Origin of the sequence: Chitinimonas taiwanensis DSM 18899 (genome assembly GCF_900119825.1) — a bacterium.
GTDB lineage: Bacteria > Pseudomonadota > Gammaproteobacteria > Burkholderiales > Chitinimonadaceae > Chitinimonas > Chitinimonas taiwanensis.
On sequence record NZ_FPKR01000001.1, the window covers coordinates 12,968 to 29,725 of the forward strand.

A 16,758-nucleotide genomic window follows, 5' to 3' on the forward strand; every position below is an offset into this window, starting at 1 on the left:
CCAACCTCCATTACCCACCTCTAGGCCATGACCCAAGCCCCCCAATCCGTCGGCCTTGTCACCGCCCAGTGCGCGGTGTTCGATGCGCCTTTCCAGCTGCAGGGCGGTGCCGTGCTGCCTGGCTTCCAGCTCATGTACGAGACCTATGGCCAGATGAATGCCGAGCGCAGCAATGCGATCCTGATCTGCCATGCGCTATCCGGGAACCACCATGTGGCCGGGCGTTATACGGCGGAGGACAAGTATCCGGGTTGGTGGGACAGCATGGTGGGGCCGGGCAAGCCGATCGATACCAATCGTTTCTTCGTGGTGGGTCTGAACAATCTGGGCGGCTGCCATGGCTCGACCGGACCAGCCAGCCTGAACCCAGCCACCGGCAAACCCTGGGGCTCGGCCTTTCCGGTGGTAGTGGTCAACGACTGGGTGCAGTCGCAGGCCTTGCTGGCCGACCGACTCGGCATCGATAAATGGGCGGCCGTGATCGGCGGCAGCCTGGGCGGCATGCAGGCGCTGCGTTGGACGGTAACCTTCCCGCAGCGTGTACGCCACTGCCTGACCATCGCCTCGGCCCCCAAGCTGACGGCACAGAATATTGCCTTCAACGATGTAGCGCGTACCGCCATCCTGGCCGACCCGGATTTCCACGGCGGCGACTACTACGATAAGGGCGTCGTGCCGCGGCGTGGCCTGAAGCTGGCGCGCATGCTCGGTCACATCACCTATCTGAGCGACGAAGGCATGGGCGGCAAGTTCGGCCGTCAGCTGAAGGCGGAGGGTGGCTATCAGTTCAGCTACGAGACCGAGTTCGAGATCGAAAGCTATCTGCGCTACCAGGGCGACCGCTTCGCCGATGTGTTCGATGCGAACACTTATCTCCTGATGACCAAGGCACTCGACTATTTCGACCCGGCACGCCACTTTGGCGGCAGCCTGCCCAAGGCGCTAGAGGCCACACCGGCCAAGTTCCTGGTGGTCAGCTTCACCACCGACTGGCGCTTCTCACCCGAACGCTCGCGCGAGACGGTGAAGGCGCTGCTGGATGCGAAGAAATCCGTCAGCTATGCCGAGATCGAGTCAGTGCATGGCCACGATGCGTTTTTAATGACCGATGAACCGTATATGCAATTGATGCACGCCTACCTGAACCGCGTGGCAGAGGAGGTGGGCGTATGAGTACGAAAACAGAACTGCGTCCCGACCTCGCGCGTATCGCCAGCTGGATTGCGCCGCAGACACGCGTGCTCGACCTCGGTTGCGGAGATGGCGAGCTGCTCGCCCATCTGCGCGATGCCAAGGCTGTCAGCGGCTATGGGGTCGAGATCGATATGCAGGGGGTGATCGGCTGCGTGGCACGTGGCGTGAACGTGATTCAGCGCGACCTGGAATCGGGCCTGGCCGGCTTCGAGGCCGACAGCTTCGACTATGTGGTGCTATCGCTGACCATCCAGTCGATGAAGCATGTGGAAGCCATCATCGACGAGATGCTGCGCGTGGGTCGCACCGGCATCGTTACCTTCCCCAACTTCGGTTACTGGGAAAACCGCTATCAGCTGGCGCTGGGCCGCATGCCGGTGTCGGAGACGATACCCTACCAGTGGTACAACACGCCGAATATCCACCTGTGCACGCTGAATGACTTCGATGCGCTACTAACCAGCCATGGCGCGCGCATCACCAGCCAGATGGTCATGCACCAGGGGCGGCGCATCACCTTCCTGCCCAATCTGCTCGGCAGCCTGGCCCTGGTGCGCTTCGAGCGTCGCTAGCCACTGTTTTGAACCACCGGGCGCGCCGATGCGCGCCTTTTTTATTTGGAATACGCAGCGCAATGCATGGTTTCGAGCAAGCTTTACCCAGCTATATTGACCGCCTGGCCGAGGATGGCTGGGTAGTCGTGGATGATTTCCTCAATCCGGCCCAGATTCGCGCCCTGCGCGAAGAGGGCGCACGGCGTCTGGAGGCCGGGGAGTTCCACCGCGCCGGTGTGGGCCGCGCCCAGCAGCAGAGCGTGCGCGACGATATCCGCAGCGATGCGGTGCGCTGGCTGGACCCGCAGCAGCACCAGCCGGCCGAGCAGCCATACTGGCAACAGATCGAGCAACTACAGGCCGCGCTGAATGCCCACCTCTTCCTCGGCATCCGCGAGGGCGAGTTCCACTATGCGCACTACCCGGCGGGTGGCTTCTACCAGCGCCATCTCGACCGCTTCCGCGATAACGATGCGCGGGTGATTTCCTGCGTGCTCTACCTGAACGAGGATTGGCAAGAGGCGGACGGCGGTCAGCTGCGCCTGTGGCTGGATGCCGAAGGTAGTCGTGAATACCGCGATATCGCCCCGCAGGGCGGGCGACTGGTGCTGTTCCGCTCCGAACGCTTCTGGCATGCCGTACAGCCAGCCTCGCGGCCGCGCTGGTCGGTAACCGGCTGGCTGCGCCGCGCAAGCTAGCCGACCACCAACAAAAAAGGACGCCATAGCGTCCTTTTTTGCATCTTGCTCCCCAGCGATCAGTGCTTGGGCTGCATCAACTTGTCGGTGTACGCCATCACGATGGCGGACAAGAGGAAGGTGCAGTGAATCAGCACCTGCCACATCACGCTGGCATGGTAGCCGGCTGGGTGGGTGGTCGACGGGTCGCTCAGGCCGATAAAGGTCTTCAGCAGGTGAATCGAGGAAATGCTGATCAGCGCCAGCGCAAGCTTGGTCTTCAGCACGCCGGCATTCACATGCGACAGCCACTCGGGACGATCCTCATGCTTGTCGAGCGAATCGATCTTGGACACGAAGGTCTCGTAACCGCCAATCACCACCATGATCAGCAGGTTGGCGATCATCACCACATCGATCAGGCCGAGCACGATCAGCATGATCTGGGTCTCGGTGAAGGTGGTGGCATGGCTGACCAGATGCACGAGTTCGTGCAGGAAGTGGTACACGTAGACGCCCTGCGCCACGATCAGACCCAGGTAGAGCGGGGCCTGCAACCAGCGGCTGGCGAAGATCAGGGATTCCATGCGGGAGATAGCGGGCTTCATCGGTTCATTCTCGGTAGGGCAAACGACAGGACGCGTAAGTATCCATAGCTGGCGCGCCTTTGCAAGCCAGGCGCGCAGTAAAAAGCCCGCCCTTTTTAGGGGGCGGGCCTTTTGCTTCGATGCGAAGCTACACGCTGATTAGAGCGAGTAGTACATATCGAATTCGACCGGGTGCGTGGTCATGCGGATCTTGTTCACATCGTTCATCTTCAGTTCGATGTAAGAGTCGATCCACTCATTGGTGAACACGCCGCCGCGGGTCAGGAACTCGCGGTCTGCATCGAGGGCTGCCAGGGCTTCGTCCAGCGAAGCGCACACTGTCGGGATCAGCTTATCCTCTTCCGGCGGCAGGTCGTACAGGTTCTTGTCGGCCGGGTCGCCCGGGTGGATCTTGTTCTGCACGCCATCCAGACCGGCCATCAGCAGGGCCGAGAAAGCCAGGTAGGGGTTGGCCAGCGGATCCGGGAAACGCGCCTCGATACGGCGGCCCTTGTCGGATGCCACGTGCGGAATGCGGATCGAGGCCGAACGGTTGCGAGCCGAGTAGGCCAGCTTGACCGGTGCTTCGTAGTGCGGAACCAGACGCTTGTAGGAGTTGGTGCCCGGGTTGGTGATCGCGTTCAGTGCCTTGGCGTGCTTGATGATGCCGCCGATGTAGTAGATTGCGAATTCGGACAGACCGGCATAGCCGTTACCGGCGAACAGGTTCTTGCCATCCTTCCAGACCGACTGGTGCACGTGCATGCCCGAGCCATTGTCGCCCACGATGGGCTTGGGCATGAAGGTAGCGGTCTTGCCGTACTGGTGGGCCACATTGTGCACCACGTACTTGAGGATCTGGGTCCAGTCAGCGCGCTGGGTCAGGGTGCTGAACTTGGTGCCGATTTCGTTCTGGCCGGCGTTGGCCACTTCGTGGTGGAACACTTCCACCGGCACGCCCAGCTCTTCCAGCACCACGACCATGGCAGCGCGGATGTCCTGATGGCTGTCGACCGGGGGAACCGGGAAGTAGCCGCCCTTGACGCGCGGACGGTGGCCGCTGTTGCCGCCTTCGCTGTCAGTCGCCGATGCCCAGGCGCCTTCGTCCGAAGTAATCTTCAGGAAGCAGCCAGTCATGTCGACGTTCCACTGCACGCCGTCGAAGATGAAGAATTCAGGTTCCGGACCGAAGTAGGCGGTGTCGCCGAGGCCCGAGGCCTTCAGATAGGCTTCAGCGCGCTTGGCGATGGAACGCGGGTCACGGTCGTAGCCCTTGCCGGTGTCCGGCTCGATCACGTCGCAGGTCAGGAACAGGGTCGGCTCATCGAAGAAAGGATCGATATTGGCGGTGCTCGGATCCGGCATCAGCAGCATGTCGGAAGCCTGAATGCCCTTCCAGCCAGCAATCGACGAACCGTCGAAGGCGTGACCGTTCGAGAACCACTCTTCATCGACCACGTGCGACGGCACGGTCACGTGCTGTTCCTTGCCGAGGGTGTCGGTGAAACGCAGATCGACGAAACGGATATCGTTTTCTTTAATTTGCTTCAGAACGTCGGCGACCGCCATGCTCATAACTCCTGTGGATGTCCGGGGTAACCGGCCATCGAATAGGCCGGCGGGGAATCAGATTGTAGAGAGTCGTCGCGCACTTTGCAGCCGCAGCATGCGCGCTCGGCAGCAATTTAGCATGAAGCGTGCCACGGCCTGGCGACTAGCAAATGCGCCATACAGGGGCATGTGCGCCAAATGAAATGCACCGTTATGGTTCATAATTTGCCATTGCGCATTGTTTTGGTGCATTTCGTCGCCGCATCTGGTTCTTTGCCATAATCCTGTCATCCAGCCTCACCTCGCGGAGATCACCATGTCGCAACAGAACGAGCTGCTCCAACGCGCCCATGCGCGTGCCGAAGCCCAGAACCTGCCCTATTCCGGCGCGCTGACCCCCGATGAAGCGCATGCCTTGCTCAGCAGCCTGCCGAATGCGCGCCTGATCGATGTACGCACCCAGGCCGAGTGGCAGTTTGTCGGCGCGCCCGAGCAGGCCATCAAGGTGGAATGGAAGAGCTGGCCCGGCATGGTGCCCAATCCGCATTTCCTCGAGCAGCTCAAGCACCAGACCGATGCCGAACAGCCGCTGTTCTTCCTGTGCCGCACCGGCGCGCGCTCGCATGAGGCTGCCGCCCTGGCTGCCGCCAATGGCTACAGCGAGTGTTACAACGTGCTGGAAGGCTTCGAAGGCGACCGTGATGCGGCCGGCCATCGTGGTCAGACCAATGGCTGGAAAGGTCGCGGCCTGCCCTGGTCGCAGGGCTGACCCCGTCACATGCGCGCCGGCTAGGTGCGCACCTCCCTTAACTGATTGAGACGCGGGTGCCAAAGCCCCGCGGAGCCCACGCTTAACATGACAGATCGCTACGCCGTCATCGGCCACCCGGTAGCCCATAGCAAATCCCCGCTTATCCACGCCGCCTTCGCCGCGCAAACCCAGCAAGTGCTCAGTTACACGCGCCTGGAAGCGCCGCTGGACGGTTTTATCGACAGCGCAGCGGAATTCTTCGTGATGGGCGGCAATGGGCTGAACGTGACCGTACCCTTCAAGGAACAGGCTTACGCCTTTGCCAATGTGCTGACCGAGCGAGCCGAGCTGGCCGGCGCGGTGAATACGCTCTGGCTGGACGACGAGGGCGTGGTGGGCGACAACACCGATGGCGCCGGCCTGGTGCGCGATCTGCAGCGTCATCTATCGCTGGCGGGTCTGCGCATCCTGCTGCTGGGTGCCGGCGGTGCCGCGCGTGGCGTGATTGGACCGCTGCTGGATGAGGAACCAGGGCAACTGCTGATTGCCAATCGCTCCGCCGCCAAGGCGGTGGCGCTGGCCGAGCAGTTTGATGAGCCGGACCTGCTGCAGGGCTGCGGCCTGAACGAGCTGCCTGCGCAGTCCTTCGACCTGATCATCAACGCCACCTCGGCCAGCCTGGCCGGCGACAGCCTGCCGCTGCCCGCCACGGTATGGCAGGCCGATGGCCTGGTCTACGACATGATGTATGGCAAGCAGGAAACCGCCTTCCTGCGCCAAGCCGCCGCCGCGGGCGTGCAGTGCCGCCTGGATGGTTTGGGCATGCTGGTCGAGCAGGCCGCCGAGGCCTTCTTCCTCTGGCGCGGCGTGCGCCCCGATACCGCACCCGTGCTGGCCGAGCTGCGCGCCGGCCTGTAAGCGCATCCAGCCAACCATCGCTCTACCAGGAAACCCACGCTCACCATGTCTACCGCCCTGCTGATCATCGATGTCCAGGCTGCCTTGTTCGACGTCTCACCGCGGCCCGAGGAGGCCGAGGCGGTGATTGCGCGCATCAATAGCCTGAGTGCACGCGCGCGCTCGGCCGGCGCGCCGGTGCTCTTCATCCAGCACGAAAGCCTGGCCGGACGGCTCGCCTACCAGTCGGCCGGCTGGCAGTTGGCCGAGGGCCTGCAGCAAGCGCCAGGTGATGCCTATTTGCGCAAGACCACGCCGGACAGCTTTCTGCGCACCGCGCTGCAGGACTGGCTGACCGAGCGCGGTGTGCGCGATCTGGTGCTATGCGGCTATGCAACCGAGTACTGCGTGGACAGCACCACGCGCCGTGCCGCTGCACTCGGTTACCCGGTGCAATTGGCCGCCGATGCGCACACCACACACGACAAGGCGCATGCCAGCGCCGTGCAGATCCGCCAGCACCACAATGCCACCCTGCCCGATCTGACCAGCTTCGGCCCGCCGATCGTGGCGAGACCCTGCGCACAGATCGTGTTCACGCCCGGCGCTAGCTAAGCGCCACATAAAACAAAGCCCCCGCCAGCGCAAGCCGACGGGGGCTGATGTTTTGCAGCCCGCGTATTTACCAGCTAGGCAAGGCGCGGCCAAACGCCGCCTGGTAATCCGCTGCCAAGCTAGCACGGTCGAAGCGGTGGTTCTGTCCGCCGCGCTGGGCAATCTTGATCGCGCCAAGCAGCGAGGCCAGCCGACCGGTGGTTTCCCAGTCCCAGCCCTTTTCCATGCCAAACAGGATGCCGGCACGGTAGGCATCTCCGCAGCCGGTCGGGTCGACCAGGGCCGTAGCCTTGGCGGCTGGAATACGGATTTCACGCCCATCGACAAAGATCTGCGAGCCATCGCCCCCCAGGGTCACGATCAGCACCTCGGTCAGGGCGGCTAGCTCGGCCAGGCTCTTGCCGGTCTTCTGGTGCACGAGCTCAGCCTCGTAATCGTTGAGGGTCACGACCTTGGCCGCGCTGATGCAGTCGATCAGCTGCTCGCCGCTGAACAGCAGCGTGCCCTGGCCCGGGTCGAAGATAAACGGCACCTTGGCGGCGGCCAGCTCGCGGCAGCGGGCCAGCATGCCATCCAGACCATCCGGGCCGACAATCGCATAGCGCAGCTCGGCCGCGACCGGCGCAAAGCTATTGTGATGCGATTCGCTCATCGCACCCGGGTGGAAGGCGGCGATCTGGTTATCGTCGAGGTCGGTGGTGATATAGCACTGCGGGGTGAAATGGCTGGCTAGCTCACGCACGCAGTCGCGGCGTATGCCCTGCGCAGTCAGATGAGCGGCATAGGGGGCGAAATCCTGGCCTACCGTGGCCATCACGATCGGTTCGCCGCCCAGCAGCTTCAGGTTGTAGGCGATATTGCCGGCGCAGCCGCCGAACTCGCGGCGCATTTCGGGCACCAGAAAGGACACCGACAGCATATGCACTTTGTGCGGCAGGATGTGGCGGTCGAAACGGTCGGGAAAGACCATGATGGTGTCGTAGGCGACGGAGCCGCAGATCAGGGTAGCCATGAGTGAAGTCCTGGATGGGGAATGGTTTGTTATAGCGCCCAGCTTGCCAACATGGCACGCGGCGGCATGAAATAGGCGCTGCTGCTGGCGGCGCGCGTGAAATGCAGCAGCTGGTCGCTGTGTCCATCGCGACGGGTGAACATGCGCGTCAACATCTTGCTGAAGGTGGTCGGCGTCTTGCAGTAGCTAAGGAAGATCAGGCCGGCCTCGCCGCCCAGGCTGCCATAGGGCATCGATTGGCGCACGATCTCCAGCTCCTCGCCCGCCTCCTCGATCACCACGCGGGCAATATGCGCGCTGGCCGGCTTGTCCTCGTCAGCCATCTCCACATCGTCCTGCTTGCTTCGGCCTATCACCCGCTCCTGCGTACCCAGCGGCGTCTGCTGCCACTTGCGCATATCGTGCACATAGCGCTGCACATGCAGATAGCTGCCGCCATTGAAGGCGCCGTCGTCATCGACCAACGCTACCTCGGGGCGCTCGTCCTCGGCCGGGTTTTCGGTGCCGTCGACAAAGCCGGTCAGGTCGCGGCTGTCGAGGTAACGGAAGCCCGCGGTCGATTCGGTTAACACCAAGGCACCCTCCAGCGCCGCCAGCGCTTGCTGGCCGGCCAGATAGCACTGGTCAAAGGCCTCGCTGCGCAAGTGCACGAAGGCGGTGTGGGTCTGGATGGCCAGCGGCTGCACGGCATCGGCCAGGGCGGGAAACGGTGCCAGCTCGCGCGGTGCGGCCGTGGGCAACAGCGTTGACCACTGTTCGGCACCGATGCCGATGGCCCAGCAATTACGCAGGGCGGGCGCGGCCGCCGCCCAGTGGTCGAGCTGCTCGGCCAGGCGGGCCAGCGCCGCCAGTGCGGCTGGCGGCGTGGTCTGTTCAGCCAGGTCCAGAGTTAGGAACTGACCATGCGCATGCATGGCCGGACAGATGGCGCTTTGGGCAAGAGAGAGAGGCGACATGGTCGGCGATAGAGGCAAGATGAGCGACAGGCCTCGATTCTAGCTGGCCTCTCGCGGTACAGGCTTGGACAAATCAGGCCCAGCCGCTATATCTTCCCGCTTGTCTTCCCGCCCGAGTGCCCGCCATGACTGCCGCCCCGCCCCTGACCGTCGACGTGTTTGCCATGCGCTGGGGGGATATGGATGCGCTCGGCCACCTGAACAACACGCTGTATTACCGCTTTTGCGAAGAGGCGCGCGTGAACTGGCTGGCCCGGCATGGCTGGGGCGTGGCGCTGAGTGGCGGCAGCGGCCCCATCCTGGCCGCCAGCAGCTGTCAGTTCCGCCAGCCGCTGGTCTACCCCTGCGCAGTGCGGGTGGAAACCTTCGTCAAGCAGATCGGCAATCGCAGCTTTACCCTTGCCCACCGGTTGAGCCGCGACGATGCCCCCGAGCAGACGGCCGCCGAGGCCGAGGCGGTCATCGTCTGGTGCGATTACACCAGCGGCAGCGCGCTGCCCTTGCCCGACACCCTGCGTGCGCAGCTAAGCGGAGCGCCAGCATGAAGGTCGCCTTTACCACCCGCGAGGCCCGCCCTGGCGATGCGCCGGCCCTGTATGGCCTGGTGCGCGAGCTGGCCGAATACGAAAAGCTCAGCCATCTATGCACGGGCACGGCCGAACAGCTGCATGAGCATCTATGGGGGCCGCGCCCCTATATCGAGGCGCTGATCGCCGAGGTCGATCGGGGCGGCCACGCGCATGCGGTCGGCTTCGCGATCTACTTCCATAACTACTCCAGCTTCGTGGCCAAGCCCGGCCTGTATCTGGAAGACCTGTTCGTGCTGCCCGAGTACCGCCGCAATGGCATCGGCGAAGCGCTGTTCCGCGATGTGGCGCGCCGCGCAGTCGAACGCAACTGCGGCCGCTTCGAATGGGCGGTACTGGACTGGAACACGCCGGCGCTGGAGTTCTATCGCAAGCTCGGCGCCACCATCATGCCCGAGTGGCGCATCTGCCGCGCCACCGGCGGCACCCTACGCGGCATGGCGGAACGCAGCTGAGCCAGCACTGTCGCAGTTCAGCCCGCCAAACGCGGGCTTAGTCGCCAATACCATGCCTTGGCGACCATCGCGTCTTACACTCCGCCCCCATCGGCGCCCAAACACGCCCTACAGAAACCGCAGCCGGGCCCATGCCGCCTGGCGCCCTAGAACAAGGAGATCTCATGCGCATCCTGCCGCTCAGCCTCGTGCTGGCCGTATCCCTCGGCTTTTCCCTGCCCGTCCTGGCGGCCGACGCCGCGCCACTGCCCGCCAGCGTGCAAGCCGGCCCCAGCGTGGAAGGCATCACCGAATACCGACTGCCGAATGGCCTGCGCGTGCTGCTGGCCCCCGATGCTTCCAAGCCGACCACCACGGTCAATATCACCTATCTGGTCGGCAGCCGGCATGAGAACTACGGCGAAACCGGCATGGCCCACCTGCTCGAGCACCTGGTGTTCAAGGGCACCGACAAGCTGCCGGGCAAAACCATCGTGCAGGAATTCGCCAAGCGCGGCATGCGCTTCAATGGTACGACCTGGTTCGACCGCACCAATTACTACGAAACCTTCGCGGCCAGCGAGGAGAACCTCGATTGGGCGCTGATGATGGAAGCGGACCGCATGGTCAACAGCCATATCGCGCGCACCGATCTCGACACCGAATTCTCGGTGGTGCGCAACGAGATGGAGATGGGCGAGAACAGCCCGGCCAATATCCTCATGCAGCAGATGGCCGCAAGTGCCTACCAGTGGCACAACTATGGCAAGAGCACCATCGGCGCGCGTACCGATGTGGAGAACGTCAAGATCGAGAATCTGCAGGCCTTCTACCGCCTGCACTACCAGCCCGATAACGCGGTACTGACCATTACCGGCAAGTTCGACCCGGCGCGCACCTTGGCCAAGGTGGCCGAATACTTCGGCCCCATCCCCAAACCCAGCCGCGTGCTGCCTGCCACCTATACGCGTGACCCGGCCCAGGACGGCGCACGTGAGGTCAGCGTCAACCGCGTGGGTGATACCCAGATCGTGGCGGTGCAATACCATGTCGCACCGGCCTCGCACCCCGATGCGGTGGCGATGAGCCTGTTGACCCAGATCCTGGGCGACACCCCGACCGGCCGCCTGCACAAGGCCCTGGTGGAGAAGAAGCTGGCCGCCGGCGTGGATGCGGGCGTGTTCGAGCTACGCGAACCTGGCTATGTACTGTTCATGGCCCAGCTGAACAAGACCCAGTCGCGCGACGCCGCCCGCAAGGCGCTGCTGGGCGTACTGGAAGGTCTGGGCAAGCAACCGATCAGCGCGGCCGAGCTGCAGCGCGCCAAGACGGCGCTGCTGAACAACTTCGACAAAACCCTGAGTGACCCGGTGGCGTTTGGCGTCAGCCTGTCGGAGGCGATTGCCGCGGGCGACTGGCGCCTGCTCTTCCTGCAGCGTGACCAGATCGAGGCCACCACGCTGGCCGATGTACAGCGCGTGGCCGGCAACTACCTGCGCGAGAGCAATCGCACCCTCGGCCAGTTCATCCCCACCGACAAGCCGCAGCGCACCGAGATACCCGCGGCCCCCGAGCTGGACAAGGTCCTGGCCGGCTACCAAGGCCGTGCCGCGCTCGCCGCGGGCGAAACCTTCGACCCCAGCCCGGCCAACATCGAGGCACGCACCGAGCGGCTGACGCTGAAGAACGGCATGCAGCTGGCCCTCTTGCCCAAGCAGACGCGCGGCAATACCGTCAGCGGCGTGCTCAAGCTACGCATGGGCGATGAAAAGTCGCTGTTCAAGCGCAGCACAGTGATGGAGCTGAGTGCCGAGATGCTGTTGCGCGGCGCCGGCAAGCTGAACCGCCAGCAATTGGCCGACCAGTTGGAACAATTGAAGGCCAAGGTGGAGATCGAGCACAGCGGCCAGACCCTGAGCGTGCAGTTCGAAACCCGCCGCCAGCAGCTGCCGCAACTGCTGGCCCTGCTGCGCAGCGTGCTGCGCGAGCCGACCTTCCCTGCGGCCGAGTTCGACACCCTACGCACCGAAGCGCTGACCGCACTGGAAGACCAGATGCGCCAGCCCGAGGCGCTTGGCCAACTGGCGCTGGCACGCCACGACAATCCGTATCCGAAGGGCGATCTGCGCTATAGCGCGAGCTTCGAGGAGCAGATTGCCGAGCTGAAAGCGGTCAAGCTCTCGGAACTGAAATCCTTCCAGCAGCGCTTCTACGGCGCCCAGAACGCGCAACTGGCCCTGGTCGGCGACTTCGACGCCCCGGCCGCCAAGGCCCAGCTGGCGCAGCTGTTTGGCGACTGGCGCGCACGCGAAGCGTATGCGCGGGTGGCCGAACCGTTCCAGCCAGTCAAACCGGCCACGCTGAGCCTGGAAACGCCCGACAAGGCGAATGCCGCCTATTTCGGCGGACTGCCGGTGCAGCTACTCGACAGCTCGGCCGATTACCCTGCATTGGCACTGGCCGCGCGCGTACTGGGTGGTGGTGCGCTGAAGAACCGCCTGATGGACCGGCTGCGCCAGAAAGAAGGCATCAGCTACGGCGCCGGCAGCTGGCTGCAGGTAGGCGGGCTGGACGATGGCGGCTCGCTGGGCCTGTATGCGATCTACGCACCGAGCAACCGCCTGCGGGTGGAAAACGCCGTGCGCGAGGAAGTGGCCAAGCTGGTCGAGGCAGGCATCAGCCAGCAGGAGTTGGATGAGGCGCGCAGCGGCCTGCTGCAGGCGGCCACCATCGCCCGCAGCCAGGACGGCAGCCTGGCCAGCAGCCTGAGCAACCAGCTCTTCCTGCAGCGCACGATGCGCTTCACCGCCGAGCAGGAAGCACGTGTGCAGGCCGTCACGCTCGAGCAGGTGAATGCGGTGATCAAGCGCTATATCGACCCGAGCAAGCTCGTGCATGTCTACGCGGGCGATTTCGCCCAGGCCAAGCCGGCGGCGCAGTAAGCCCAGACCGGTGCAATGAACAACGCCCGCAGCTTGCGGGCGTTTTTTTATGTGCGGTCCCGATTCAGCCGTCCAAGCCGGCCCAGGTCAGCACCTCGGGCAAGAGGCGCCCCCAGTTCTGGAAACCATGGTCGCCGCCGGCGATCACCGTTTGCCGGCAGCCCGCGTAGTAGTCGAGCGCATCGCGGTAATCGAGCGTCTCGTCGGCGGTCTCCAGCAGTAGCCAGTAACGCGATGGCGTGATGCGTGGCGGCTCCAGCGCAACCAGCTCGTCCATATGGTGGGCCTCGAGCAGGTATTCCTCGCCGGTATACAGATTACGCTGTGGCCCCAGGTAGGCATGCAGCAGACGGGCCGGGCGTACCGCCGGGTTGATCAGCACCACACGCGGCACATCGAAGCGCTCGGCCGCCCAGCTGGCCAGGAAACCGCCCAGCGAGCTACCCACCAAGGTCAGATTGGCCGCGCCATGTGCATCGATCAGCGTGGCGATCGTGGCGGCCGCCGCCTCAGCCGAGGGTGGCAGGGTCGGGCAGATAAAGCGCTCGGCCAGGCCGCGTTCGCGCAGGCTGGCCTCGGTCTGGCGTGCCTTGTCCGACGCCGGGCTGCTATTGAAACCATGCAAATACAGCAGCTTGTTCATGGCGGGCTTGTCTCCTTGGACTGGGATACGAAAAACGCGCCCAGGGGCGCGTTTCGCTCAGCGTGCAGATGGGGGCTAGTCGAGCTGGAACAAGCGGCCGAAATTCGCCACATCCAGCACCGCGCGCACCGTGCCGCGCGACTTGAGCAGTTGGATAGGACGCTCACCGAAGCGTTCCTTCAGCAGCAGCAGCATGCCCAGCGCGGCACTGTCCATATAGTCGACGGCATCAAAGTCCACGCTCAGCAGGCTGACGTCCTCGCTGGCCAGCACCTGCTGGGTCGCCTGCTTGAAGGCCTGATGACCTTCGAAGGTGAAGTCGCCCGCCAAGACGATGCGGGCCTGTCCGTTTTCAATACTGCAGCTTGCTTGCATAGCCATCCATATCCACTACTTAAATCATCCGTCAGCTGGCTGCACCTCCTGATTGGAGGCCGCCAGCGCATCGATCGGCGCGCGCAAGCCGATCAGCAATATCAGTCCAGGCAGGGCCGTCAGCACGGTAAGCAGGAAGAAACTCGCCCAACCGAAAGCATCCACCAACACACCCGACGCAGGCCCCACATACACACGCCCGAAGGCGGCCAGTGCCGACAGCAGGGCAAACTGGGTGGCGGTGAACTGCGGGTTGCACAGCGCCATCAACAGCGCCACGAAGGCCGTGGTGCCCATGCCGCCGCATAGATTCTCGATGCCTACCGCCAGCACCATCAGGCCATAGCTCTTCCCCGAGATCGCCAGCACCCAGTACATCAGGTTGGACACCGCCTGCAGCGCACCGAACAGCAAGAGCGCCCGCCACAGCCCCAGGCGCGGCATCAATAAGCCGCCGAGCAGCGCGCCAACCAGGGTGGCAATCAGACCGAACACCTTGTTGACTTCGCCGACCTCGACCTGGCTGAAACTCATGCCGCGCAGCAGGAAGGCGGTGGTCAGGCTGCCGGCAAACGCGTCGCCCAGCTTGTACAGCACGATTAATGCCAGCAGCATCCAGGCACCGCGCCGGCTGATGAATTCATCCAAGGGACCGGTCAGTGCCGGGAAGCCGGTACGGCGCGCCGCCCACAGTGCAAACGCACCGGCCAGTGCCACTTCACCGACCAGGTAGACGAGGCCCCAGCCCTTGCCCTCCAGCGGCACGCCCAGCAGGGCCAGCGCATAGCGCGCACACAGATAGCCGAGCAAGGCGCCCGCCAGCATGGCGGCAAAGCCTTTCAGCTCCAGGCTGGCGGCCGACTTGGGCGCCTCGGGCAGGGCCAGGCGTGGCGATAGCAAGGTAATCAGGGCCATGCCGGCCATCACGCCGGCCAGCAGGCGGTAGGTGGCCGGCCAGCCCAGCCATTTCTCCGCCGCGATCAGGGCCAGCGCGCCCGAGGCCAGCATGGCTAGCCGGTAGCCGAGCACACCGACCGCCGCGCCGGCTCCACGCTCTTCGTCGCGCAGCAGTTCGGTGCGATAAGCGTCATACGCCACGTCCTGGCTGGCGGACAGAAACGCCACCCCCACGCCGAACAGGGCCAAGAGGCCCGGCGCCTGCACCGGGTCGATCAGCGACATGGCGAAGATGGCCGCGGCCAGCAAGAGCTGGGTGATCAGCAGCCAGCCACGCCGATGCCCGAGCCAGGGCGGCTCGAAGCGATCGAGCAGCGGGGACCAGAGAAACTTATAGGTGTAGGGTTGGCCGATCAGCGCGAAGTAGCCAATGGTGGCGATATCGAGGCCAGCCACGGTCAGCCACGCTTGCAGACTGCCGGCCGTCAGTGCCAGCGGCAGGCCGGAAGCGAAGCCGAGGCCAAGCACCGCCGCCACGCGCCGATTGCCGAAAACCGTCAGATAGTGCGCGAAAGCCATGCTTACAACGCACCCGCGTAATCAATGGTCAGCGGCGCATGGTCGGAGAACTTGATGTCTTTGTAGATGCTGCCGGCTTGGGCCTGGGCGGCGATGCCTGGCGTGCTGATGTGGTAATCGATGCGCCAACCCACATCCTTGGCATAGGCCTGGCCACGGTTGCTCCACCAGGTGTAGCCGGGCGCCTCCGGGTAGAGCGTGCGCCAGACGTCCACCCAGCCATGGCCGAACAGCTCGCTCAGCCAGGCGCGTTCCTCGGGCAGAAAGCCGGAGTTCTTCAGATTGCCCTTCCAGTTCTTCAGGTCGATTGGCTGGTGGGCGATATTCCAGTCCCCACAGACGATGACCTCGCGCCCCTCGGCGATCAGCGCACGCATATGCGGCATAAAGCGCTCGAGGAAGCTGAACTTCACCTGCTGGCGCTCTTCGCTGCTCGAGCCCGAGGGCAGGTAGAGCGAGATCACCGACAGCTGGCCGAAGTCGGCGCGCAGATAGCGGCCTTCGGCATCGATATCGGCAATGCCCAGCCCCTCGACCACACGGTCGGGCGCGCGGCGGCAGTAGATGCCCACACCGCTGTAGCCCTTCTTCTCGGCAGGATGGAAGAAGCCGTGGTAGCCGGCCGGTGCCAGCATGGCTGCGCTCATATCGGGCAATTGCGCCTTCAGTTCCTGTACGCATACCACGTCGGCGCCGCTGCTTTGCAGCCAGTCGAAGAAACCCTTGTTGGCGGCGGAACGCACCCCGTTCAGATTGGCGGAAACAATACGCATGGCAGATGCTCGGCAGGACGAAGGAAGAGCCGGAATGATATGCTATAAAACTTCGAAACCCGCATGCTGTCTTGCTTTTCAGGCCTATCCCATGTCCGCATCCCGTACCGAGTTCATTGCCTTCGCCGTTCAGCAGCAGGTGCTGCGCTTCGGTGAATTCCAGACCAAGGCCGGCCGCCAGTCGCCTTACTTCTTCAATGCCGGCCTGTTCCACGACGGCGCCAGCATCGGCAAGCTCGCTGGCTTCTATGCCGATGCGGCCATCGCTTCGGGCGTGCCCTTCGACATGCTGTTCGGCCCCGCCTACAAGGGCATCTCGCTGGCCGCCACCACCGCGGTCGCCTTGGCCGAAAAAGGGCGCAATGTGCCGTTTTGTTTCAATCGCAAGGAAGCCAAGGACCACGGCGAGGGCGGCACGCTGATCGGCGCACCGCTCAAGGGCCGGGTGATGATCATTGACGATGTGATCTCGGCCGGCACTTCGGTACGCGAGTCAGTCGAGCTGATCCGCGCCCAAGGGGCTGAACCCGCTGGCGTACTGATCGCACTGGACCGCCAGGAACGCGGCCAGGGCACGCAATCGGCCGTACAGGAAGTGGAAGCCCGCTATGGCATTCCGGTGGTCGCCATCGCCAATCTGACTGACCTGATTGCCTACCTGAACGGCCAGCCCGAGCTGGAACGTAATTTGCAGGCGGTGCAACGTTATCGCGCCGACTTCGGCGTCGCTTAAG

General features: G+C 64.0%; 18 protein-coding genes. 10 read left to right on the plus strand and 8 right to left on the minus strand.

Annotated elements, in window-relative coordinates; translation table 11 throughout:
* Positions 1-27 precede the first annotated feature (27 nt).
* The 3 genes from metX to BT173_RS00075 all read left to right on the plus strand — a co-directional run bounded on the left by metX (position 28) and on the right by BT173_RS00075 (position 2,446).
* Positions 28-1,173, plus strand: coding sequence for a homoserine O-succinyltransferase MetX (gene metX / locus BT173_RS00065; RefSeq protein ID WP_072426581.1), 1,146 nt, complete (start codon positions 28-30; stop codon positions 1,171-1,173).
* Positions 1,170-1,766, plus strand: a complete 597-nt coding sequence (gene metW, locus BT173_RS00070; RefSeq protein WP_072426582.1) for a methionine biosynthesis protein MetW — start codon at positions 1,170-1,172, stop codon at positions 1,764-1,766. The genes metX and metW overlap by 4 nt, the downstream gene beginning before the upstream one ends.
* 62 nt (positions 1,767-1,828) lie before the next feature.
* The gene (locus tag BT173_RS00075; protein ID WP_072426583.1) at positions 1,829-2,446 is read left to right on the plus strand and encodes a 2OG-Fe(II) oxygenase; all 618 of its coding nucleotides are present in this window, start codon (positions 1,829-1,831) and stop codon (positions 2,444-2,446) included.
* Between the two features lie 59 nt (positions 2,447-2,505).
* Here the strand turns inward: BT173_RS00075 and BT173_RS00080 are convergent, their stop codons facing one another.
* Both BT173_RS00080 and glnA read right to left on the minus strand, forming a co-directional pair.
* Positions 2,506-3,033 (minus strand): TIGR00645 family protein, encoded by a 528-nt coding sequence (locus tag BT173_RS00080; RefSeq protein WP_072426584.1) that lies wholly within the window; start codon positions 3,031-3,033, stop codon positions 2,506-2,508.
* Positions 3,034-3,171: 138 nt separating this feature from the next.
* On the minus strand, positions 3,172-4,581 hold the full coding sequence (glnA, locus tag BT173_RS00085) for a type I glutamate--ammonia ligase (protein ID WP_072426585.1): 1,410 nt from the start codon (positions 4,579-4,581) through the stop codon (positions 3,172-3,174).
* A gap of 298 nt (positions 4,582-4,879) precedes the next feature.
* Here glnA and BT173_RS00090 point away from each other — a divergent pair, with 298 nt between their 5' ends.
* The 3 genes from BT173_RS00090 (at position 4,880) to BT173_RS00100 (ending at position 6,826) form a co-directional block, all read left to right on the plus strand.
* A complete protein-coding gene (locus BT173_RS00090) occupies positions 4,880-5,332 on the plus strand; it encodes a rhodanese-like domain-containing protein (RefSeq protein WP_072426586.1) in 453 nt (150 codons plus the stop codon).
* 87 nt (positions 5,333-5,419) lie between these two features.
* On the plus strand, positions 5,420-6,232 hold the full coding sequence (gene aroE, locus BT173_RS00095; RefSeq protein ID WP_072426587.1) for a shikimate dehydrogenase: 813 nt from the start codon (positions 5,420-5,422) through the stop codon (positions 6,230-6,232).
* Positions 6,233-6,277: 45 nt separating this feature from the next.
* The gene (locus BT173_RS00100) at positions 6,278-6,826 is read left to right on the plus strand and encodes a cysteine hydrolase family protein (RefSeq protein WP_072426588.1); all 549 of its coding nucleotides are present in this window, start codon (positions 6,278-6,280) and stop codon (positions 6,824-6,826) included.
* 67 nt (positions 6,827-6,893) lie between these two features.
* On the opposite strand, the gene BT173_RS00105 is transcribed toward BT173_RS00100, so the two are convergent.
* Together BT173_RS00105 and BT173_RS00110 are read right to left on the minus strand one after the other, a co-directional pair.
* Positions 6,894-7,838, minus strand: coding sequence for a carbohydrate kinase family protein (locus BT173_RS00105; RefSeq protein WP_072426589.1), 945 nt, complete (start codon positions 7,836-7,838; stop codon positions 6,894-6,896).
* 29 nt (positions 7,839-7,867) lie between these two features.
* Entirely contained in the window at positions 7,868-8,794 is a 927-nt protein-coding gene (locus tag BT173_RS00110) for a Dyp-type peroxidase (RefSeq protein WP_072426590.1), read from the minus strand.
* 125 nt (positions 8,795-8,919) lie between these two features.
* Here BT173_RS00110 and BT173_RS00115 point away from each other — a divergent pair, with 125 nt between their 5' ends.
* From BT173_RS00115 to BT173_RS00125, 3 genes are all read left to right on the plus strand, one after another.
* Positions 8,920-9,339: an acyl-CoA thioesterase gene (locus BT173_RS00115; RefSeq protein WP_072426591.1), complete on the plus strand. Its 420-nt coding sequence runs from the start codon at positions 8,920-8,922 to the stop codon at positions 9,337-9,339.
* Positions 9,336-9,836: a GNAT family N-acetyltransferase gene (locus BT173_RS00120; RefSeq protein ID WP_072426592.1), complete on the plus strand. Its 501-nt coding sequence runs from the start codon at positions 9,336-9,338 to the stop codon at positions 9,834-9,836. Before BT173_RS00115 ends, BT173_RS00120 begins: the two co-directional genes overlap by 4 nt.
* A 164-nt stretch (positions 9,837-10,000) precedes the next feature.
* The gene (locus BT173_RS00125) at positions 10,001-12,757 is read left to right on the plus strand and encodes a M16 family metallopeptidase (protein WP_072426593.1); all 2,757 of its coding nucleotides are present in this window, start codon (positions 10,001-10,003) and stop codon (positions 12,755-12,757) included.
* A gap of 64 nt (positions 12,758-12,821) precedes the next feature.
* Here the strand turns inward: BT173_RS00125 and BT173_RS00130 are convergent, their stop codons facing one another.
* The 4 genes from BT173_RS00130 to BT173_RS00145 form a co-directional block, all read right to left on the minus strand.
* Positions 12,822-13,400: a YqiA/YcfP family alpha/beta fold hydrolase gene (locus tag BT173_RS00130; protein ID WP_072426594.1), complete on the minus strand. Its 579-nt coding sequence runs from the start codon at positions 13,398-13,400 to the stop codon at positions 12,822-12,824.
* A gap of 75 nt (positions 13,401-13,475) precedes the next feature.
* Complete coding sequence (locus BT173_RS00135; protein WP_084657992.1) at positions 13,476-13,781, minus strand: STAS domain-containing protein; 306 nt, start codon at positions 13,779-13,781, stop codon at positions 13,476-13,478.
* Positions 13,782-13,799: 18 nt separating this feature from the next.
* On the minus strand, positions 13,800-15,251 hold the full coding sequence (locus BT173_RS00140; protein WP_072426596.1) for an AmpG family muropeptide MFS transporter: 1,452 nt from the start codon (positions 15,249-15,251) through the stop codon (positions 13,800-13,802).
* 2 nt (positions 15,252-15,253) lie between these two features.
* A complete protein-coding gene (locus BT173_RS00145) occupies positions 15,254-16,024 on the minus strand; it encodes an exodeoxyribonuclease III (protein ID WP_072426597.1) in 771 nt (256 codons plus the stop codon).
* A 91-nt stretch (positions 16,025-16,115) separates the two neighbouring features.
* On the opposite strand from BT173_RS00145, the gene pyrE reads away from it, so the two are divergent.
* Positions 16,116-16,757 (plus strand): orotate phosphoribosyltransferase, encoded by a 642-nt coding sequence (gene pyrE / locus BT173_RS00150; protein ID WP_072426598.1) that lies wholly within the window; start codon positions 16,116-16,118, stop codon positions 16,755-16,757.
* Position 16,758 lies beyond the last annotated feature (1 nt).